This is a genomic window from Nocardia sp. NPDC058633, from assembly GCF_042717045.1.
Taxonomy (GTDB): domain Bacteria; phylum Actinomycetota; class Actinomycetes; order Mycobacteriales; family Mycobacteriaceae; genus Nocardia.
On record NZ_JBHXRA010000013.1, the window covers coordinates 205731 to 225301 of the forward strand.

A 19571-nucleotide genomic window follows, 5' to 3' on the forward strand; every position below is an offset into this window, starting at 1 on the left:
AACAGATGACCGTGGTTCGCTCGATCCTGCTGTTCGTCCTGGCCGCCATCGCAGAGATCGGTGGTGCCTGGCTGGTCTGGCAGGGTGTGCGCGAGCACCGCGGCTGGGCGTGGATCGGTGCCGGGGTGATCGCCCTCGGTATCTACGGATTCGTGGCGACCTTGCAGGCCGACGCGAACTTCGGGCGCATCCTGGCCGCCTACGGCGGTGTATTCGTGGCCGGATCGCTGCTGTGGGGCATGGCCGCCGACGGGTTCCGCCCCGATCGCTGGGATGTGATCGGCGCGGTGATCTGTCTGGCCGGGGTCGCGGTGATCATGTACGCACCACGGACTACCTGACCGGCGGACCCCTTCGATCGGCGACCCCACTGATCCTCGTGTCGGCCACAGCATTCGAGCTCGGCGCGTCCTGACATCACCTCGGCCGCACACGGTGAGACAGCTCGGTGGCCGTAGCGTCTCGACCTGTGAGCGAAACAGTTGACAACCCATCAGCCTCGACAGCCGTGGCGCGACGCGACACGTTGGTGCTGGTATTCGCCACGGGCGCGGCAATCGGTGTACTGGGTGGGTTGATCGGGCTCGGTGGCGCGGAGTTCCGGCTGCCACTGCTGATCGGGTTGTTCGGGTTCGCGGCCCTGCACGCGGTAATCCTGAACAAAGCGATGAGCCTGATCGTGGTCCTCACCGCCCTCCCCGCTCGCCTGATCGCACTGCCCTTCGCCGAGGTGAGCCAGCATTGGACAATCGCGGCGAACCTGCTCGTCGGCAGCCTGGTCGGGGCGTGGTTGGGTGCGGGGTGGGCCACGCGGATGCACCCACGCACCCTCTACCGGGTCTTGGCGCTGCTGCTCGTGCTGATCGCCGCAGCCCTGGCCGTAAGCCACTGGGGCCACATCGGCACCCTCGAGATGCCAACGCTCGTCCGGGTCGGCGTCGCGGTCCTCGCCGGAGCCGGGATCGGGATCGTCGCGGCGTTGATGGGCGTGGCCGGTGGGGAACTGCTGATCCCGACGATCGTGCTGCTGTTCGGTGTCGACATCAAGGTCGCGGGGAGCCTGTCGTTGGTGGTCTCGTTGCCGACGATGCTGGTCGCGTTCGCCCGCTACAGCCGCGACCGCAGTTTCCAGATCCTGCGTGGCAACACCCGGTTCGTGCTCGTCATGGCCGCCGGTTCGATCGCGGGAACGGTCGTAGGCGGGCTACTGCTTGGTGTTGTCCCCACCGCCGCGCTCATTCCTATCCTGGCCTCGTTGTTGCTCATCTCCGCGGTCAAGGTGTGGCGCCACCAGTAGACGGTCGCGCCGCTGATCGTCGATCTGGCCACCGTCACACCGTCGACGGTGATCACATGGTGAGGGGCGCTCGAAGCGCGCGGCGACCTCGCGGACGCTATGATTTATTTCGGCGATGGATTTCCGCCGAGACAATCCTTCGCGATTGTCTGAACCGCCCCTATCTGGGGCTGATGATTCCTTCCCCCCGAGGAAGGAGTCTGTCCATTGTCCGGTCACCGCGAAACCTCCACGGCCGCGCCGATCGATCCCGATACCGCCGCACTCTCACCTGGTCCGCTACATCTGCGGCCCGTGGCGATCGTGGCAGTCGCCCTCGGCGGCCTGATCGGGGCACCTGCCCGATACGGTCTCGGCGTCGCGTTTCCCCACACCGTCGGCCACTGGCCGGTCACCACGTTCGCCATCAACATGGTCGGCGCGTTCATGTTGGGCGGGTTGCTCGAGGCATTGGCCCGGTCGGGCCCGGATGCCGGGTGGCGCCAGGGAGTGCGGCTGTGCGTAGGCACAGGGGTGATCGGGTCGTTCACCACCTACAGCACCCTCGCCGTCGATACCGACCTGATGCTGCGGGGTCACCACCCTCGGGCCGCGATCACCTATGCCCTGGGCAGTGTGGTGGCGGGCGTGGTCGCGACCACGGCCGGGATCGCCGTCGGCGCGTGGCTGACCTCGCAACGCGGTGAGGAGCCGAAATGATGGTGGTGTGGGTTTCGCTCGCCGGGAGCGCGGGCGCGCTGGCCCGGTTCGTTCTCGACGGGATGATCCGCTCACGACGCGCCTCGCAGTTCCCATGGGCGACGGTGCTGATCAATGTGACCGGGTCGCTGCTGCTGGGGGTGCTCACCGGTCGGTCTTGTTCCACGGCACACCGAATCAGGTGCAGACGATCGTGGGGGTGGGGTTATGTGGCGGGTACACCACCTTCAGCACAGCGAGTTTCGAAACCGTGCGATTGATCCAACGCCGACGCTATCTGGCCGGTGCGGCCAACGCGATCGGCACCTTGGTACTGACCGTCCTGGCGGGCGCGGCCGGCCTGGCCGTGGTCGGGTGGTGAGGAGCGAGAGCCAGAAAACACACCTGCAGGTCAGAGGTGCAGGACGGGTGCTGGTCAAGGCGAGATGTCAGAACTCGCCGAATGCCGCGGCTTCGTCAGTGGTGCCGGTGTTGTGCGTTGATGACGCGGGTGGTGCCGGTACTGGCACGCATGAGGATAGATTGAGTGGTCGCGTTGCCGGTCTTGTAGCGGACTCCTTGCAGCAGTGGGCCTTCGGTGATGCCGGTAGCGGCGAAGAACACTTCGTTTCCGCCGACCAGGTCGGTAGTACGCAGGACCTGATCGAGGTCGTGGCCCGCGTCGAGAGCTTTACGGCGTTCGCTCTCATCGCGGGGCGCGAAGCGGGTGTGGATGGCGCCACCGAGACAACGCATCGCGGCAGCCGCCAGGATCGCTTCGGGGGTTCCACCGATCCCGAACGCGGCGTCGATCCCGGAGTTGGGTCGGGCGGCGGCGACCGCGGCGACAACGTCCCCGTCACCGATGAGGTGGACCCGTGCGCCGGCGGCCTGGATTTCGTTGATCAGCGTGTGGTGGCGCGGCCGGTCCAGGACCGCGACAGTGACGTCGGCGGGTCTCTTGTCCAAAGCTGCGGCGATGTTGGCGATGTTGTCGGCAGTGGGCGCGTCGAGGTCGATGGTGTGCGCGGCGCGGGGACCGACAGCGATCTTGTCCATGTAGAACACCGCGGACGGGTCGAACATCATGCCGCGTTCGGCGACGGCGACAACGCTGAGGGCACCGGGCTGCCCGGTGGCCATGAGAGTGGTTCCTTCGACGGGGTCAACGGCGACATCGCAGTGCGAGCCGGTTCCGTCGCCGACGTTCTCACCGTTGAACAGCATGGGAGCAGAGTCCTTTTCGCCCTCGCCGATGACAACGACGCCCTGCATGGGCACTGTGGCGAGCATGGCGCGCATGGCGTCGACCGCGGCGCCGTCGCCGCCTTCCTTGTCACCACGGGCGACCCAACGCCCGGCCGCCAACGCTCCGGCTTCGGTGACCCGGACCAGGTCCAGGGCGAGATTGCGGTCCGGCATCGACGGTGACAGTGGTGTGTGATTCATCGCGGGCAGCTTTCGTGTCGTCGAGAATGGGTTGTTTACCGGCTCCGCGCACCTGGGGCGATCACTCAGCGGCCGCCGTACTGCGGCGGAGTCGGTGGCTGCGATAGCCCAGGAGCACGGTGGCCAGGACGGTGGCGGCGAGCGTGCCGAGCAGGACCCCGCCCTTGGCATGGTCCAAAACATCAGGTTGAGCGGGATATGAAAGCTCGCTGATCAGCAGTGACACAGTGAATCCGATCCCGGCCAGTTGCGACATCCCGGCGATATCTACCCACGACAGGCTCGGATCCAACCGGGCGCTGGTCAGGCGGGTGGCCAGCCATGCCCCACCCAGCACTCCGATGAGTTTTCCGATCACGAGCCCGGCGATTACTCCCAGCGTGACTCGGTCGACGAGCATCGATCCGATCCCGCCGAACGACACCCCGGCCGAGAGCAGCGCGAAGATCGGCAACGCCAATCCCATCGCCCACGGGCGCAGCAGATTCTCCGCCGCGTGGCTCGGATCAGTGGTCTCGTCCGGGCGGGGCCGAGTGCGCATCAGCATGCCCATCGCGACACCGGCGATAGTGGCGTGGATCCCGGCAGCGTGCACGAAACCCCAGATCGCCACCGCCAGTGGCGCGTACACCAGCGCACTCGGAACACGGGCAGGCAAGCCGGGCCCGTGTTGCAACCACGCGAACACCCCCAGCAGGATCGCGGCCGCCCCGAGGGCGGCGAAGTTGATACCGCCGGTGTAGAACACGGCGATCACGAGGATCGCGATCAGATCATCGACTACTGCCAAGGTCAGCAGCAAGGTCCGCAGTGCCAGCGGCAGCCCACGCCCGACCAGGGCCAAGACAGCCACGGCGAAAGCGGCGTCGGTGGCCATCGGGATGCCCCACCCACGCGCGGCGTCATCGTGCCCGACGGTGAAGGCCAGGAACACTGCGGCGGGAACCAGGGCTCCGGTGACCGCAGCGACCATCGGCACCAACGCTTGACGGGGATCGCGGAACGCACCGTGCACGAACTCCTGTTTGAGTTCGTTGCCGACAATGAAGAAGAACACCGCCAGCAGACCGTCAGCCGCCCACGCGTGCAACGGCAGATTCAAACCGGCCCACGCGGGACCGACCGTGATGTCGCGCAGATGTTCATAGACCGGTGAAGCCGGGGAATTGGCCCACACCAACGCGACAAGCGCGGCGGTGATCAACAGCGCCCCGCCGGCAGTGTCACCGCGCAGCGCGTCGGCGACCCGCGACCAGGGACGGGCGGTCACAGAAACAGAATCGGAATTCACAGCAGAGTGCCTCACTCGAAAGCCCGCACCGGCACACCTCACGACCGACCCTCGACACGACCGTGGTGCATACCCGAACAGGTGACAGAACAGCAGGAACACGACCGCGACTGCCGCGCCCGCAGATCCGGGCTGAACGCAGTGGCGGTGGGTCAGTGTCCTGGTGGGCAACCCGCTATGCGGCCGTGCGCGCAGGTGCCGAACGAACTCAACCAGCCATTGGTGCCAGGGTGGCGGTCCGCGCCGGCGGGCAGTACCGGAATCCGGGCCAGAACAGCGGCCTCACCGCCGCGCCGATGGCGCGCGCGGAACTGCTGCTGGGAACCCATACCCACCAACGTACCCGCGGCCGATAGAGCGACTGGCGGTCGGGCATCACCGAACAGCCAGCGCAAGCTCACGCTGGCGATGGTCGAGGACACCGTCGACGAGTTGCCCCTGAAAGCCGGCCCCGCTCGCGCCGTCCTGTCAATCGCGACCCTCGAGCCCGAACGAACTTCGGCTCATCAGCGGCCACGGTCTCTGACCGAAAATTTGAATATGAACAGTTACAGATCGATTGCCGGTTCCCGATCCGCGCAAAGTCGTTCGAAAGTTATTGACCCGGAGCTGATTTCACCGGACCGGCGTCGAGAACGTCGGATCGAGACGCACCGGTTTCGGTCGGACTATCGACCCGGATGGCGAGAAGACCGGCCAGTATGGTGGCCGCGATCGCCGCGGCGAGGAGATACCCGGTAGTGATCGAGGTCGCGGCCATGAGCGGCCCGAACACCAGCGGTGATCCGAACTGACCGGCGAAGATCGCGGTGCCTGACAGCGACGTCGCCTGTCCGCGCCGCCCAGCCGGTGGGGTTTCGCCGATGAGAACGGTGATCACCGGCAGCAGCAGCCCGTTGCCGAGCCCGAACAGTGCGGAGGCGACGAAAACCGGTGCCGGATGGGCAACCAGCCCCAAGATCGTGAAGGCGACGACCCAGCAGCAGGCTGTGGCGCGCAGCAGCGTGGTGAATCCGAAACGCGTTCGGATACGGGCATATCCGAGTCCGACCCCGATGGACGCGAGGGCTTGGACCACCATGAACAGCGACACGAAGATCGGGGCTTCGATCCCCAACTGCGCCAACCGCTGTGGCAGGAACACCGCCAGGCTGTACATCATCAGCCCGGTGGCGATCATCAATCCGTACCAGATCAGTAGCTTCGGGTACCGGCGCACCAGGTCCAGCGCTGAACCGGTCAACGTTTCGGTCGAACCATCTTGGGCAGCACGATGTTTCGGCATGGCCAGTAGTGTCGCGATGCCGAGCGGAATACCGACGAGATAGATACCGAAGGTCGCGTGCCAACTGATCCCGCCCAGGACTCCGGCCAGCAGTGGCCAGATCAGCCCACCTGCGGTGGTGGCCGTCGTGCGCCAGCCCATGACCTGATCACGACGGGTGCCGGTCGCCATCGCGAGCATCGCGACGGTGGTACCGCTGAAAACAGTTGCCGCACCGACACCGAGGAGCAGGCGGCTGACGATCAACAGCGGAAACGAGGTGATCAGCAATCCCGCACCGCCGGCTACCCCGTAGACGATGAGCCCGGCGGCCAGAGGCACGCGCACACCCCATCGATCGATCGCGCGTCCGATCAGCGGACTGACCACCGCGATCGCGAACCCGTGCGCGGTGATGATGAAACCCGCTTCCGTTCCACTGGCTCCGAGGTCACCGCGGATCACCTCGAGCACCGGCATCACGATCGCGCCCGCCATCACCCCCAGCGTGGAGGCCAACAACATGATCACCAGTTCTGCACGTTGCCGCATCACCACTCCTTCAGAAAACGCCACCGAGTGTAAAATTACAACAAGAGGCATCTTCGAAGGAAGGGCTACCGCGACTGGTTAAGGTGTATCCGTGAGCAAACAAGCGGGCGACGGTGCCGTGGTGTCGCTGCGCGAGCGCAAGAAGCAGCGGACGCGGCAACAACTGGGCGAGATCGCCTTGCGCCTGTTCACTGAAGACGGCTTCGACGCGGTCACCCTCGACCGGATCGTGGCCGAGGCGCAGATATCCAAGCGCACATTCTTTCGCTACTACGCCTCCAAAGAAGATGTTGCGCTGGCAGCGGAGGCCGAGCTGTGGGATGCCTACGTCGATACTTTCACCAGCTATGCCAGTCGGCCCGACATCACGGTCCTGCAGACACTGCAAGTGACCATGGCTGCCACGATTACCGACCGCGACGCTGACTGGGAACGCAGATTCCTCGCCACCCGCCGCCTGATCGCCCACTACACAGCGTTACGCCACCACAGCAACGCCCTGTCATTGGCCGCCCACGAACGTCTGGTCGAGGCACTCGAGGCACAGAGCGGCGCCGATGGGCGCGCCGATGTGGCGATCCGTTTGCTCCCGGAGCTGGCCATGGCCGCGTGGCGGTGCGGCGCCAAGAACTGGGTGCGTGAGCAACGGCATTCGGCAGGCCGCGGCGCCGGTGCGCGCCACTCGCTCATCGCCCGCGTCGAGGAAGCTTTCAGCGCCCTACCTAGCACATTGACGTTGACGACCGCGCAGATCACCGTCACCGATTCCGGCCGGGCGATCACTTCGAGGTCGTGATCGGCCCTGGCTGGTCGGTGGGTCGCCGGTCATGTTCGATCACGGTGAGCGGGCAGCGTCGGCGCGATCGCCGCCACCGCGACCATGGCTGCCGCGATCAGCCAGAAGGCTCGGCCGTAGTCCTCGGCTGAGCTCACCGTCGATGTGGCGGTCGCCGTGATCAGCGCAGCCAAGCCGAGTGCCGCGCCGACCTGTTTGGTGGTGTTCATCAGTCCCGAGGCGGCGCCAGCGTCGGCCGTCGGCACTCCGGCGGTGACAGCGGCGGTGATCGGGGTGTTCAGCAGGCCTGCTCCGACGCTGAAAACGACGGCGGGGCCGAGGATCCCGGAGACGTAGCTGCTGTCGGCGCTGAGCTGGGCCTGCCATACGAACCCTGCCGCGGCCAGCAGGGCACCGGTCGTGATGAGGACCCGTCCGTCGACCAGGCGCATCAGTCGTGGCGTCGCCTGGACGCCGACGGCGATGGTGATCAGCGTGTGTGGCAAGAACGCCAGCCCGGTTTGTAGCGGGGTGTAGCCGAGTATGTTCTGCATCGACAACGTCAGGAAGAACCACATCGGATTCAAACAGGCTCCGGTCAGCAACATCGCCACATTGCCGACCGCGACCGACCGAATCCGCAACAGCGACAACGGAATCAATGGTGTCGGTGCCCATCGGACCTCTACCACGACGAACACGACGAGCAGCACGGATCCGATTGTGATCGCCGCAAGCGTCGCCATCGCCGACCATCCGAGAGTGGCCGCTTCGCCGAACCCGTAGGCGACCGCGGCCAGCCCGGACGTGGCCAACAACGCCCCGGGGGCGTCCAGCCGCGTGGTCGGCCCGTTCATCGAATCCGGGGCCAGGGTCCGCGCTGCCAGCACCAGCGCCACGACGCCGATGGGCACGTTGATCAGCAAGGTGGCTCGCCACGACAGGAACTCGGTGAGGATTCCCCCGAGCAGGTTGCCCGCAGTCCCACCCGCCAGGCCGATCGCGGTCCAGATTGCCAGCGCCTTTGTCCGCCGTGGACCCTCGGCGAAGCTCGTGGTGAGGATTGTCAGCGTGGCGGGGGCAAGCACCGCCGCGCCTATTCCTTGGGCGGCGCGGGCGCCGATCAGGCAACCGGGCGTCGAGGCCAGCCCGCCGACCAAGCTGGCGAGAGTGAACAACAGTAGGCCGGCAAGGAGAACGCGCTTGCGCCCATAGAGGTCGGCCAGGCGACCGCCGACCAGAAGCAGGCCCGCGAACACCAGCGCGTAGGCGTTGACCACCCAGCCGAGCCCGGTGTCGGTGAAGCCCAGCGATATCCGCATCGACGGCAATGCCACGTTCACCACCGAGATGTCGAGCACGACCATGAACTGCGCTGAGCACACCACCATCAGCAGCGCGGCCGCTCGTGCCGGGACTACCGCCGATCTCTCGTGTGCGTCGGGTCGCTGCACACCCACCTCCAGATTGATACAGTTGTATCCGATACATGTGTATCATCATGGAGACTTTGAGGTCGAGAGAGGACCACGTGTGCCCAGAACCGTCGATCACGCTCAGCGACGCGCTGAGATCGCCGACGCGGTCGCCCGAGTCGCCGCCCGTGACGGGCTCCACGCGGTCACGATTCGCGCCGTCGCCGCCGAAGTCGGGTCGTCACTGCGATTGGTGCAGTACTACTTCCCCAGCAAGGCCGAATTGCTGATCGGCACCCTGCACCGCCTCGAACAGCTCAGCCATCAGCGCTGGCAGCAACGCCTCGCCGATCTGCCCGTCCCGCCGCCCGCCCGCGCACTCATCGAGGCGTTTTTCGCCGAGGCCCTGCCCACCGATGATGTCAGCCGCGCGTTCCATCTGATCGGCACGTCCTACGCGGTACTGGCCATGACCGATCCCGATCTCGCGCAACACCCCTTTATCGCGGGCATCGATCGACTCGAAGCTCACATCGCACAAGCACTCTCACGCGCACTGGCCAGCGGTGAGGTTTCAGCGGGGCTCGACGTCGAGACTGAGGCAACCCGGCTCGTCATGCTCGCCCACGGGCTCGGCACGAGCGTGCTCATCGGCCAGCACTCCCCTGCCACCGCCACCGCGGTATTGGATTATCACCTGAATCAGCTCTTCGACTCACCGACGGCGCGGACGTCAGCGGGCTCGGGTCACCGGACCAACCTCGACCCTGGTTAGCCGGTGCACTACGGCTCAGGCGGACGCTGTCGGCTGCTGTGCCGCGTCCTCGGCGAATTTCCAACAGCGACCTTCGAACACGGTGACCTCGATCAGCACTACCCCTGCCCGACCGTGCTGGAACCAACTGTTGAGACCGTTATGCCAGCGCACTGCGGTTTCGTAGGTATCTGTGACGATCGAGGCCTGCCCGGCAAGCGATATCGATGCCGCGGCTCCGACATGGGAGATGTTGACCGATGCCCGCCCGTTGATGTTGGCGACCACCCGTGATTCCCGGGGTGCGAAAAGGTGAACGGTGCCGTCGAAGTCGTCGCCGACATGGAGCACCATCGGGCGACTCACCAGCTGGAGACGTTCGTCGACGGTGGTGAGCATGACCGTGTCGAGTTCCCTCAGAATTTCGTGCATCGTGCGCACATTGGGCTTTGTCAATGCCGTATCTCCGTTCAGCAGCTTCGCGATTTCGTGCTCGAGTGGAAGTGAGCACCCCTTCATCATCACTCTACCCTTCCGTAACGGTAGAGTGATGGCCGGTTGCGGGTCGCAGCCACTGACCGCCGTCGTCGACGCGCCTGCCGAACGGAAGTACATGTCTTCTCACACCGATCGATCCGCCGGGCGCTTCGTCCTGCAGCACTTCGACTCACCGGGCGCCTACAGCCGGGCCTACCCGACCGCGAAGATGCCCGATCCCGTCCAGCTGGTTCTTCAACGCCGTTTCGATGCGGGCGGTACCGGTGTACGCGATGACCTCGTCGATTCCGGCTCGATGGTACGGATCGATTTCCTACCCGGCGGTGCACCCGGCGCGGACGACACCGATCGGACCGGCGTCGTCGTCGCGACACTGCCCGCGCACGGCGCTGTCTATGTCCTCGCCAAGGACGTCTCATTACGCGCAGCGTGGCAGACGATCAGAGCACAATGGCCTACGACGTTGTCGGAGGTGTGTTCGGCCCTGGCGGATGCTCGCTGGTATAGCGGGCGCCCCTGAGGGGTCAGCGAGTCGTCGAGGATGCTTCGGCGTCGAGTCGGGCGGTCAACAGATCGGTGAGTTCTTCGGCGTAACTGAGCTGGCGCCGAAGGTTTTCGCAGCTGCCTTCCGCCTTGCCCCGCAGCACATCCAGGGTCGCACCGGCTTGTCGGCGCAGTTGCGCGCTCGATGTCGAGTTCTCCAGAACGGCGAGCGCTTCCAGGAGTTCCTTCATCTCAGCAAGGGTGAAGCCCAGCGGCTTCATCCGGCGAATCACCAGCAGTCGTTGAACGTCGGCCTCGGTGTAGAGCCGGAACCCGCCTGCCGAACGCTCCGAGGGCGTCACCAGGCCGATGTCGTGATAGTGGCGCACAGTGCGAATCGACAGGTCGGTGCGCGCGGCGACCTCACCGATCTGCAGGTGCTCGTCATCCATGTTCGACCTCCACACTTCGGGCCGTTCGCCCGCTGCGGCCCGCGGCGGGACCGTACGCAGTTTTCGCTGTCGGCAAGGCTTTCACTGTAACCTCCGGGTGCTGTCGGGCTCAGCAGACATCAACTGCCGCGACTCAGCTGCGATCGCGGCTAGAACGTTCCGGTATAGCGGCGCAACCCAGCCATCACCGTCCGTGCGGCAGACAGTCTGGTCGGCCAGTGCTTGATGCTCGCGGTCCAGGCCGCGCGCAGCGAAACGGCCTCCGCGAGCACATAAACCGCGCCGTGGCCCCGACGTGTTGCGACGACGGTGCCGAGTCGATCCAGGTCATGTGACCCGGGTGCTCCGCCCGGCAGAAACTCCAGCGTCAGCACGGCGCCGGATGACATCAGGTCGTCTTCCACGCCGATACCGGCCGCGTCGAAGCCGCGCATCTGCTCACGGGCTCGCGCATTCGCGGGAAGTGGCGTGTGAGGGTAGGCGAGGTTGTAGGCGTACAGCGAGGGGAATCGCGCTACCAAAGGTGGGACGGGTTTGTCGAATTCGGACATCGTGGCTCCTTCGCGGTGGTGAGTGTTATGCGGCCGCGACCAGGAGTTCCAGGAGAAGGTCGGGGTGCTCCTTTTCGATGGCGGCCAAGCGCCATCGGTCGGTGAACAGAGCCAGCACCGCTCCGTCGGCACGGGTGAGCACTTCCACCGATCGCTGCGCCTGCAGCTCCGCTACGTCCTGGGGCCTGGTACGCCGCGCGATGGTGTATTTGAGGGGCTCGAGTTCGATCGGGGTGTGCAACTCCGTGGCCATGCGGTGGACGGCGACTTCGAATTGCATCGGCCCGACCGCGGCGAGGACCGGGGCCTGATCGCCGCGCAGGTCCGAGCGCAAAACCTGGATGACACCTTCTTGTTCGAGCTGGGTGATACCGCGGCGGAATTGCTTGTGCTTGCCCGCATCCGCGGCGCGGGCCACCGCGAAGTGCTCGGGGGCGAAACTCGGAATCGGCGGATACTGCACCGGGACTTCGCGATACAGGGTGTCGCCGACGCGTAGTGCGGTCGCGTTGACCAGGCCGATGACATCACCGGGAAAGGCGACGTCCATGGTGGTTCGTTGCTGACCGAACACCGACTGCGCGTATTTGGTGGTGAAGGGCTTGCCGGTCGTAGCGTGCACCACGACGTCACCGCGCTCGAACGATCCCGAACAGACACGGGCATAGGCGAGTCGATCGCGATGGGAGGTATCCATCCCGGCCTGCACTTTGAAGACGAACGCACTGAACGGATCATCGAGGCGCCGTGGCTCGCCGTCGGTGTCGAGTTGCGCTGCGGGGGCAGGCGCGTAATGCACGAGCACGTCCAGCAGTTGGCTCACTCCGAAATTGAGGACGGCCGCGGTGAACAGCACTGGTGTGGTGGTGCAGCCGAGGAAGGTGTCGCGATCGTAATCCGCGCCGTCGGCGGCCAGTAGCTCGCACTCCTCGACTGCGGTAGTCCATTGCGCGTCAGCGATCGTCAAGGCGTCCTCGGCCGACAGCACCCGCTCCGGGGCGATGGTAGCGCCGCCCGCTGTCCGCACGAAATGGATGAACTCGCCTGTGCGGCGATCCAATACGCCGTGAAAGGCACCCGCATAGCCGACCGGCCAGGTCAGCGGCGTGGGGCGAAGACCGATCCGTTGCTCGATCTCGTCGAGCAGTTCCAGCGCGTCGCGACCTGGCCGGTCCCACTTGTTGATCACGGTGATGATCGGGATGCGCCGGTGGCGGCACACTTGGAAAAGTTTGAGTGTCTGCGGTTCCAGCCCCTTGGCCGCATCGATCAGCATCACCGCGCAGTCCACTGCGGACAGCACCCGATAGGTGTCCTCGGAGAAGTCGGCGTGACCAGGGGTGTCGAGCAGGTTGATCACACAGTCGGTGCCGTCGGGCGCGCGATAGCCGAATTGCAGTGCCGTGGAGGTGATCGAGATGCCGCGTTCTTTCTCCATCGTCATCCAGTCCGACACCGTGGACCGTCGGCCCGCTTTGCCGTGGATCGCACCCGCTTCGGAAATCACCCTGGCATGGAGGGCCAACGCTTCGGTCAGCGTCGATTTTCCGGCGTCCGGGTGACTGATCACCGCGAAGGTTCGTCGGCGTCGCGCTTCGGCGAGCACTGATGGCTCGTCGAAACCAACAGTCTGGTTGGGGGCCGTCCTGGCCATCGGCACTCCTCGTATCGGAAGGTGCGTTGGTGGCGGTCGGCCCCGCGGCACGTGGCCGGCGCCGCGGGACGGAACGCGATCCAGACCATACACTACTCTTACGCAAAGGTAGAGTAGGTGTAGATGATCGAATCGGGAAGGCGGCAGGATGGCGCGGGCCAACGTGGCGAAATTGCACGTGGCGCTAGCGCCACTGAACACGATGATGCTGACGACCATCGACTGCGACTATCGGCTGGTCAGCCGTCCCATGGCGGTGGAGTTCACAGAATTCGACGGGCTGGTGCGCTTGTTCGCACCGATCGATGCGCCGTTGGTCGCCGAAATCGCGGTCCGAGCCCCGGTGACCATCGCCCATACTCGCGGCGAGGTGTCGGTGTCGATCGCGGGCCTGGCGAGCATCATCCGCGACCCCTATCGCATCGCCCGCTACTGGCACGACGGCCTCGACCCGTGGATACCGGGCGGCCCGAGCAGTGCGGCGGGAATCGAGGTGATCGTATTCGAAGGCCGGTGCCGGAAAGTACCGGCACCGGCCCCGGATTCAGCCGATCAGGCCTTCGGGACGGCCGGGTCTCGCGCGACGAGGAACCCGGTGAACTCCTCGGCGTAGTCGAGTTGGCGACGCAACTTCTCGCAGCTCGCGGTGGCATCGGTTCGGCATCGGCGCACAACCGAACTCGCCTGCGCGCGGGCCTGGGGGCCGCTGGCAGGATCGGCGAGCACATCCAGCGCTTCGAGCAACTCGCGCATTTGTTCCAGCGTGAAACCCAGGGGCTTCATCCGGCGGATAACCAGCAGCCGCTCGACATCGGCTTCGGTGTAGAGGCGGAACCCGCCCGCGCTACGTTCGGATGGGGTCACCAGTCCGATCTCATCGTAATGACGAATCGTCTTGATCGACAGCTCGGTGCGTTCGGCGACCTGCCCGATCTGCAGATGGGCGCGGGCGGTGTCCTCGGTCATGTCAGTGCCCACCAGACAGGTGGCCACTGAGTCGACCATGCCGCAGTTCGGAGGCCTCGTTGAGACCCACGATTTCGACGTTCTTGCCCTTGGACTCGTACTTGGTGGTGATCGCGTCCAGGGTCGCGACGGTCGAGGCATCCCAGATATGGGCGTCGGACATATCGATGACGACATTGCGCGGGTCATCGACATAATCGAACTGGTAGATCAGGTCGTTGCTGGAGGCGAAGAACAGCTCGCCGTGCACCTTGTACACCCGGGTGTCGAAATCTCCATCGTGGTCGATGTCGGCATCGCCGATCTTCTCGACTTCGGTGAAGTGAGCGACGCGATGCGCGAAAGCGACCATCGCGGTGAGCACACCCGCGATCACGCCATAAGCGAGGTTGTGGCTGACCACAGTGACGACGACGGTGACCAGCATGACGGTGGTCTCGGCGATCGGCATGCGGCGCAATGTCTTCGGCGCAAGCGAGTGCCAATCCATCGTGCCCACCGAGACCATGATCATCACCGCGACCAACGCCGCCATCGGGATCAACGCCACGATGTCACCCAGTCCGACCACCAGGATCAGCAGGAACACGCCGGCCAGGAAAGTCGAGATCCGGGTGCGTGCCCCGGCATCCTTCACGTTGATCATGGTCTGGCCGATCATCGCGCAACCACCCATGCCACCGAAGAAACCGGTCACCACGTTCGCCACACCCTGACCCCAACCCTCACGGGTCTTATCGGAGTGGGTATCGGTGATGTCATCGACGAGTTTCGCGGTCATCAGCGACTCGAGCAGACCCACCATCGCCATCGCCAGTGCGTAGGGGGCGATGATCTTCAATGTCTCGAGGGTGAACGGAACATCAGGGATCAGCCACGTCGGCAGGCTCGACGGCAGCTCACCCTCGTCGCCGACATCGGGCACATTGAGCGAGAACACGATGGTCGCGGCGGTCAGCAACACGATCGCGACCAGCGGCGCGGGCACCACGTTGGACAGCTTGGGCAGCAACACCATGATCACGATGCCGAGCGCGACCATCGGATACACCAGCCACGGCACCCCGAGCAGGTGGGGCACCTGCGCGGTGAAGATCAGAATGGCCAGCGCGTTGACGAAGCCGACCATCACGCTGCGCGGAATGAACCGCATCAACCGCGCGACGCCGATCACACTGAGCACGATCTGCAGCACGCCGGCCAAGATGACAGTCGCGATCAGATAGTCCAGACCGTATTCCTTGACCACTGGTGCGATGACCAGGGCGATCGCGCCGGTCGCGGCCGAGATCATCGCCCGGCGACCACCGACGATCGAGATCGTCACCGCCATCGTGAACGACGCGAACAAGCCGACACTCGGGTCGACCCCGGCGATGATCGAGAACGAGATCGCCTCGGGAATCAGGGCGAGCGCGACGACCAAACCGGCCAGGATCTCGATCCGCAACCGCTTCGGGCTCCTCAGCGCGGCCATCACCGACCCGTCGGTTTCTTTGGCGGTGGACACAGCTGTCTCCATCGGCGAGCTCCGTTCGGTCGTCGCGCAGGTGGCCATGCGGCCACGGGTCGGCGCGGTGGGAGAAATCGGTGATGCGAGCGGTCGGCGACGCTAGCGCGACGATGCTGGACATCACCGGCCACGCTGCCGGATGACGAACTTCAGCTAACACTCAGCGGAATGAATATACCCTCCCGTACGAGTAGGTTCACAACCCTGGGGTGGGCTTGGTGGCAGAGGTCTCACTTCTGAGCCGCGGCGATAACACACCAGGACAAGCCGACGCGACCCGTAATGCACGCCATCGTGCGAATGAGAGATGGAACACTGTTCAGCCGCTCGACTTGAAACTCTACCCTCACCGGAGAGTAGGGTAAGGATCGCTGAGTGATTGCTGATCTCGACGCCCACCGGCAATGTCGCCGGGGCGAAAACGGTCTCGATCCGTCTCGAGAGTCCAGCTCGGCCCCCATGAACTCTTACCCGTGAGCGCTGTGCTCGCGCGGTGGCGCCCGCGCGCGCCGAATATATGGAACGGAGTGCCGATGGTGTCGATGACACATCGACCAGACAATGCCCCGGGCTCGGTGCTCGCGGCGCTACGCAGCCCCAAACGGTTGCGGATCGAAGTAGTGGCCGGCCTGGTGGTGGCGCTGGCGTTGATTCCGGAGGCGATCTCGTTCTCCATCATCGCCGGCGTCGACCCACGAGTGGGGTTGTTCGCCTCGTTCGTGATGGCGGTAACGATCGCGTTCACCGGCGGCCGCCGCGCGATGATTTCGGCGTCGACCGGCGCGATCGCCCTGGTCATCGCACCGGTCGCGCGAGAGTACGGGCTGGACTACTTCATCGCGACGGTGATCCTGGCAGGCCTGATCCAGGTCACCCTCAGCGTGGTAGGGGTGGCGAAGCTGATGCGGTTCATCCCGCGCAGCGTCATGGTCGGGTTCGTCAACGCGTTGGCGATTCTGATCTTCATGGCGCAGGTCCCGCATCTGCTCGGGGTGCCGTGGCTGGTGTATCCGTTGGTCGGCCTCGGGCTGCTGATCATGGTGTTGCTGCCGAAGCTGACCTCCGTCGTGCCCGCACCGCTGGTGGCGATCGTGTTCCTGACCGGTGCGGCGATTGTGTTCTCGCTCAATGTTCCCGACGTCGGCGACGAGGGTGAGCTGCCGTCGAGCCTGCCGTCATTGTTCATCCCGAACGTGCCGCTGAACCTCACGACGCTGGGCATCATCGCCCCGTACGCGCTGGCCATGGCACTGGTCGGGCTGATGGAATCGTTGATGACGGCCAAGCTGGTCGATGACATCACCGACAGTCACTCCGACAAGACCCGTGAAGGCTGGGGCCAAGGCGTGGCGAACGTGGTGACCGGTTTCTTCGGTGGCATGGGTGGTTGCGCGATGATCGGCCAGACCATGATCAACGTGAAGGACTCCGGGGCACGCACGCGGATATCCACCTTCATGGCAGGCGTGTTCCTGCTGATCCTGGTGGTCGGACTGGGTGACATCGTGGCGTTGATTCCGATGGCGGCGTTGGTCGCGGTGATGATCATGGTCTCGGTCGGCACCATGGACTGGCACTCGATCACCCCGAAGACGTTGCGCCGCATGCCCAAGAGCGAAACGATCGTCATGCTCGTCACCGTGGTGGTCACCGTGGTCAGCCACAACCTCGCCTACGGCGTGATCGCCGGCGTCCTCACCGCCATGATCGCCTTCGCGCACCGCGTTGCCCACTTCACCGAAGTGATCAAGGTGTACGAAGCCGACATCGACCACGACGGCACCATCGACACCAGGGTCTATCGGGTGGTCGGCGCGTTGTTCTTCGCCTCCAGCAACGATCTGGTCTACCAGTTCGACTACGTCGACGACCCACACAACGTCGTCATCGATATGTCCGAAGCACACATCTGGGACGCCTCGACCGTCGCGACCCTGGACGCGATCACCACCAAGTACGCGGCCAAGGGCAAGAACGTGGAGATCATCGGCCTCAACAAAGCCTCCGAGGAACGCCACGGACGATTGAGCGGGCACCTGGCCGGATCACACTGACATACCCGCATCTGGACCCACCGACATCTCAGCCGTCAGGGCCGGGGTGTCGGTGTCCTGCGATTCGGTACGGGCGCCGATGAAGCGCTCAGGATCACCCCGGGTCGACCGGTGCCCGGCCCGGCCGCGGTCGATGTTGCCGGCCGCTTGGGCGCGGGTTCTCGAATCAGTAGCGCCGCGACGGCAACCGCAAAGGGCAGCGCCGTCAACGCGAGCAGCACGGGCCGGTAGCTGTCCGCGTGTTCGCGACCGAGGGCGACCAGTACCGGGCCGAACGCGGTGGCGCCGACCGCTGCCGAGTGCACCACTCCCCGGATCGCTCCGATATGGGCGACGCCGAAGCTGCGGGTGAATGCCGCGGCCTCGAGCGTGCGGATTCCGCTACCTGCCGCACCGATCGCCAGCGCGTAGAGCACCGCCGCAGGTCCTGGCGTCACCCATCCAGCCCCGACAGTCGCGGCCGCGAGCACCGCCATCGTGACAGCGATCAGCAACCGATCCGGCACTCGATCGGCCAGCCACCCGAGTCCTAGGGTCGTCGTGAGCCCGGCCACCGTTTGCGGTAGCAAGATCGCCGCGGCCTGAGTCGTGGTCAACCCGCGCTCGCCCAACAGCGAGAACTGGTGAAACACCAGTCCGGTGGTGATCATCGCGCACACACTCACCCCGGCGGTGACGACCCAGAACACCGCGGTTCGGACCGCCTGACCAACTGTCTGATCCGCATTTTCAGCGGCGCCCATGTCGGTACCGGTGGCAGCGGGGCCAAGCGATCGCGCTCGGTGGCGCGGGAGCAGTGCCAGAGCCGCCGGGATGACCAGCACCCAGACGACCATGCCCTCGACGAACCACATTTGTCGCCAGCCCCAATCCCCCACGTACCGCTCGACCAGGATCGGTGCCAGCGAGATTCCTACCGTGCCGAGAGCCGACGTCACACCGATGGCAAGACCGCGATGACGGCGGACATGCACGGCGACCGCGGTGGTAGCGACCAGACTGAGTGCTCCCTGCCCACCCGCTCGGATTCCGACAAAGGCGATCGTGAGCCCGACGATTTCGGTGACCATCGTCGCGGTCAGCAGCATCGCCCCGAAGCACCCGGCGATCGCGGCCATCACCAGCCGCGGGCCATACCGGTCGATCGCTCGCCCCAAAAACGGCACCACCACAGCACCGCTCAGCGAACCGATCAAATACGCCCCCGCCACCGCCGATCGCGAAACGCCGAGGTCGGCCATGATCGGATCGACGAATACCGACACCACGGCAGTCTGACCAGGGGCGGTCGCTACCAGCGCAAGCGCTGCGGCCGTCACCACTCCTACGGGGCTCGGGACATCCGCGACGACCTGCAAACCGGACGTGGACTTGGCGCCCACTGAGCTCGAAACAGTTCGCACTGCACGGTACTTGGCCAACCAGTCTCCCCGTCCGACAGGTCCTCACTCGACGTCGCCGACATCAATCAGGCCATACTCTACCCTTACGTTAACGTAGAGTTATTCTGGTCGTCGCATCGAGGCCGCGAGGAGGTCGTCGGGAATGACACGGTTGCGCTTGGCCGCATCACCGGTAGCCGGTGAGTCATGGATTCACAGTGGCTGGTACGTCGAGATGACGGAGCTGGCCAGCCGTACCACCTGGCTCAATGGTCCGACGCTCGCCTACACCAGCTTTGGTGGGCTCCTGTTCGTCGCCCTCCCGGTCGCCGCGTTCTGGGCGGTCCGCTATCGCGCGTTTGTGCTGATAGCGCCCTTGCTTGCGACGCCGATCGCCGCTATCGCCACATACTTTGCGGTGATAGCCCTCAAAAGGGCTGTCGCCCAATGAACTGGTCCCCGATAGTTGGACTGGCCAAGTAAGAGCCTAAACCGCGAGGGCCTGAGCCCGGTACTGCACCGGACTCAGGCCCTCGAGCTTTG

The 19571-nt window shown here is 65.2% G+C and carries 21 protein-coding genes, 1 pseudogene and 1 riboswitch; of the genes and pseudogenes, 10 read left to right on the forward strand and 12 right to left on the reverse strand.

Features of this window, described 5'->3' with window-relative positions:
* The first annotated feature begins 5 nt into the window (after nucleotides 1-5).
* The 4 genes and pseudogenes from ACFWUR_RS19190 (at nucleotide 6) to crcB (ending at nucleotide 2357) form a co-directional block, all read left to right on the forward strand.
* Entirely contained in the window at nucleotides 6-341 is a 336-nt protein-coding gene (locus ACFWUR_RS19190) for a YnfA family protein (protein WP_378908501.1), read from the forward strand.
* 128 nt (nucleotides 342-469) lie between these two features.
* Complete coding sequence (locus ACFWUR_RS19195) at nucleotides 470-1297, forward strand: sulfite exporter TauE/SafE family protein (protein WP_378908503.1); 828 nt, start codon at nucleotides 470-472, stop codon at nucleotides 1295-1297.
* A 102-nt stretch (nucleotides 1298-1399) separates the two neighbouring features.
* A riboswitch (Fluoride riboswitch) is annotated at nucleotides 1400-1487 on the forward strand.
* Nucleotides 1488-1504: 17 nt separating this feature from the next.
* Nucleotides 1505-1996 (forward strand): fluoride efflux transporter FluC, encoded by a 492-nt coding sequence (locus tag ACFWUR_RS19200; RefSeq protein WP_378908505.1) that lies wholly within the window; start codon nucleotides 1505-1507, stop codon nucleotides 1994-1996.
* Nucleotides 1993-2357: pseudogene (gene crcB / locus ACFWUR_RS19205) on the forward strand (fluoride efflux transporter CrcB). Before ACFWUR_RS19200 ends, crcB begins: the two are co-directional and overlap by 4 nt.
* 95 nt (nucleotides 2358-2452) lie before the next feature.
* Here crcB and glpX read toward each other — a convergent pair.
* The 4 genes from glpX to ACFWUR_RS19225 form a co-directional block, all read right to left on the reverse strand.
* Nucleotides 2453-3424 carry a class II fructose-bisphosphatase gene (gene glpX / locus ACFWUR_RS19210; RefSeq protein WP_378908506.1) on the reverse strand — a complete coding sequence of 324 codons (972 nt, stop codon included), beginning with the start codon at nucleotides 3422-3424 and terminating at the stop codon, nucleotides 2453-2455.
* A gap of 61 nt (nucleotides 3425-3485) precedes the next feature.
* Nucleotides 3486-4694 carry a Na+/H+ antiporter NhaA gene (gene nhaA / locus ACFWUR_RS19215; protein WP_378908507.1) on the reverse strand — a complete coding sequence of 403 codons (1209 nt, stop codon included), beginning with the start codon at nucleotides 4692-4694 and terminating at the stop codon, nucleotides 3486-3488.
* Nucleotides 4695-4867: 173 nt separating this feature from the next.
* On the reverse strand, nucleotides 4868-5044 hold the full coding sequence (locus ACFWUR_RS19220) for a hypothetical protein (protein WP_378908509.1): 177 nt from the start codon (nucleotides 5042-5044) through the stop codon (nucleotides 4868-4870).
* A gap of 266 nt (nucleotides 5045-5310) precedes the next feature.
* Entirely contained in the window at nucleotides 5311-6531 is a 1221-nt protein-coding gene (locus ACFWUR_RS19225) for an MFS transporter (protein ID WP_378908510.1), read from the reverse strand.
* Between the two features lie 91 nt (nucleotides 6532-6622).
* Between ACFWUR_RS19225 and ACFWUR_RS19230 the strand changes: the two genes are divergently transcribed.
* Nucleotides 6623-7327 carry a TetR family transcriptional regulator gene (locus ACFWUR_RS19230; RefSeq protein ID WP_378908512.1) on the forward strand — a complete coding sequence of 235 codons (705 nt, stop codon included), beginning with the start codon at nucleotides 6623-6625 and terminating at the stop codon, nucleotides 7325-7327.
* A gap of 29 nt (nucleotides 7328-7356) precedes the next feature.
* Here the strand turns inward: ACFWUR_RS19230 and ACFWUR_RS19235 are convergent, their stop codons facing one another.
* Nucleotides 7357-8766 (reverse strand): MFS transporter, encoded by a 1410-nt coding sequence (locus ACFWUR_RS19235; protein ID WP_378908514.1) that lies wholly within the window; start codon nucleotides 8764-8766, stop codon nucleotides 7357-7359.
* Nucleotides 8767-8839: 73 nt separating this feature from the next.
* On the opposite strand from ACFWUR_RS19235, the gene ACFWUR_RS19240 reads away from it, so the two are divergent.
* Nucleotides 8840-9496 carry a TetR/AcrR family transcriptional regulator gene (locus ACFWUR_RS19240; RefSeq protein ID WP_378908515.1) on the forward strand — a complete coding sequence of 219 codons (657 nt, stop codon included), beginning with the start codon at nucleotides 8840-8842 and terminating at the stop codon, nucleotides 9494-9496.
* 15 nt (nucleotides 9497-9511) lie between these two features.
* On the opposite strand, the gene ACFWUR_RS19245 is transcribed toward ACFWUR_RS19240, so the two are convergent.
* The gene (locus ACFWUR_RS19245) at nucleotides 9512-9907 is read right to left on the reverse strand and encodes a pyridoxamine 5'-phosphate oxidase family protein (RefSeq protein WP_378908516.1); all 396 of its coding nucleotides are present in this window, start codon (nucleotides 9905-9907) and stop codon (nucleotides 9512-9514) included.
* A gap of 1 nt (nucleotide 9908) precedes the next feature.
* On the opposite strand from ACFWUR_RS19245, the gene ACFWUR_RS19250 reads away from it, so the two are divergent.
* Nucleotides 9909-10493, forward strand: coding sequence for a hypothetical protein (locus tag ACFWUR_RS19250; RefSeq protein ID WP_378908518.1), 585 nt, complete (start codon nucleotides 9909-9911; stop codon nucleotides 10491-10493).
* Between the two features lie 4 nt (nucleotides 10494-10497).
* On the opposite strand, the gene ACFWUR_RS19255 is transcribed toward ACFWUR_RS19250, so the two are convergent.
* The 3 genes from ACFWUR_RS19255 to ACFWUR_RS19265 all read right to left on the reverse strand — a co-directional run bounded on the left by ACFWUR_RS19255 (nucleotide 10498) and on the right by ACFWUR_RS19265 (nucleotide 13113).
* Nucleotides 10498-10908 carry a MerR family transcriptional regulator gene (locus ACFWUR_RS19255; protein ID WP_378908519.1) on the reverse strand — a complete coding sequence of 137 codons (411 nt, stop codon included), beginning with the start codon at nucleotides 10906-10908 and terminating at the stop codon, nucleotides 10498-10500.
* Between the two features lie 149 nt (nucleotides 10909-11057).
* On the reverse strand, nucleotides 11058-11459 hold the full coding sequence (locus tag ACFWUR_RS19260; RefSeq protein ID WP_378908521.1) for a hypothetical protein: 402 nt from the start codon (nucleotides 11457-11459) through the stop codon (nucleotides 11058-11060).
* Between the two features lie 25 nt (nucleotides 11460-11484).
* Nucleotides 11485-13113: a peptide chain release factor 3 gene (locus tag ACFWUR_RS19265; RefSeq protein ID WP_378908522.1), complete on the reverse strand. Its 1629-nt coding sequence runs from the start codon at nucleotides 13111-13113 to the stop codon at nucleotides 11485-11487.
* 148 nt (nucleotides 13114-13261) lie between these two features.
* Between ACFWUR_RS19265 and ACFWUR_RS19270 the strand changes: the two genes are divergently transcribed.
* Nucleotides 13262-13726: a pyridoxamine 5'-phosphate oxidase family protein gene (locus ACFWUR_RS19270; RefSeq protein ID WP_378908523.1), complete on the forward strand. Its 465-nt coding sequence runs from the start codon at nucleotides 13262-13264 to the stop codon at nucleotides 13724-13726.
* Here the strand turns inward: ACFWUR_RS19270 and ACFWUR_RS19275 are convergent.
* Nucleotides 13666-14079 (reverse strand): MerR family transcriptional regulator, encoded by a 414-nt coding sequence (locus tag ACFWUR_RS19275; protein ID WP_378908525.1) that lies wholly within the window; start codon nucleotides 14077-14079, stop codon nucleotides 13666-13668. The two genes, ACFWUR_RS19270 and ACFWUR_RS19275, sit on opposite strands and share 61 nt — an antisense overlap.
* A 1-nt stretch (nucleotide 14080) precedes the next feature.
* The gene (locus ACFWUR_RS19280) at nucleotides 14081-15601 is read right to left on the reverse strand and encodes a SulP family inorganic anion transporter (RefSeq protein WP_378908526.1); all 1521 of its coding nucleotides are present in this window, start codon (nucleotides 15599-15601) and stop codon (nucleotides 14081-14083) included.
* Between the two features lie 524 nt (nucleotides 15602-16125).
* On the opposite strand from ACFWUR_RS19280, the gene ACFWUR_RS19285 reads away from it, so the two are divergent.
* Entirely contained in the window at nucleotides 16126-17646 is a 1521-nt protein-coding gene (locus ACFWUR_RS19285) for a SulP family inorganic anion transporter (RefSeq protein WP_378908528.1), read from the forward strand.
* A gap of 35 nt (nucleotides 17647-17681) precedes the next feature.
* On the opposite strand, the gene ACFWUR_RS19290 is transcribed toward ACFWUR_RS19285, so the two are convergent.
* A complete protein-coding gene (locus ACFWUR_RS19290; RefSeq protein ID WP_378908529.1) occupies nucleotides 17682-18965 on the reverse strand; it encodes an MFS transporter in 1284 nt (427 codons plus the stop codon).
* 226 nt (nucleotides 18966-19191) lie between these two features.
* On the opposite strand from ACFWUR_RS19290, the gene ACFWUR_RS19295 reads away from it, so the two are divergent.
* Nucleotides 19192-19479 carry a hypothetical protein gene (locus tag ACFWUR_RS19295; protein ID WP_378908530.1) on the forward strand — a complete coding sequence of 96 codons (288 nt, stop codon included), beginning with the start codon at nucleotides 19192-19194 and terminating at the stop codon, nucleotides 19477-19479.
* Nucleotides 19480-19571: the final 92 nt, after the last annotated feature.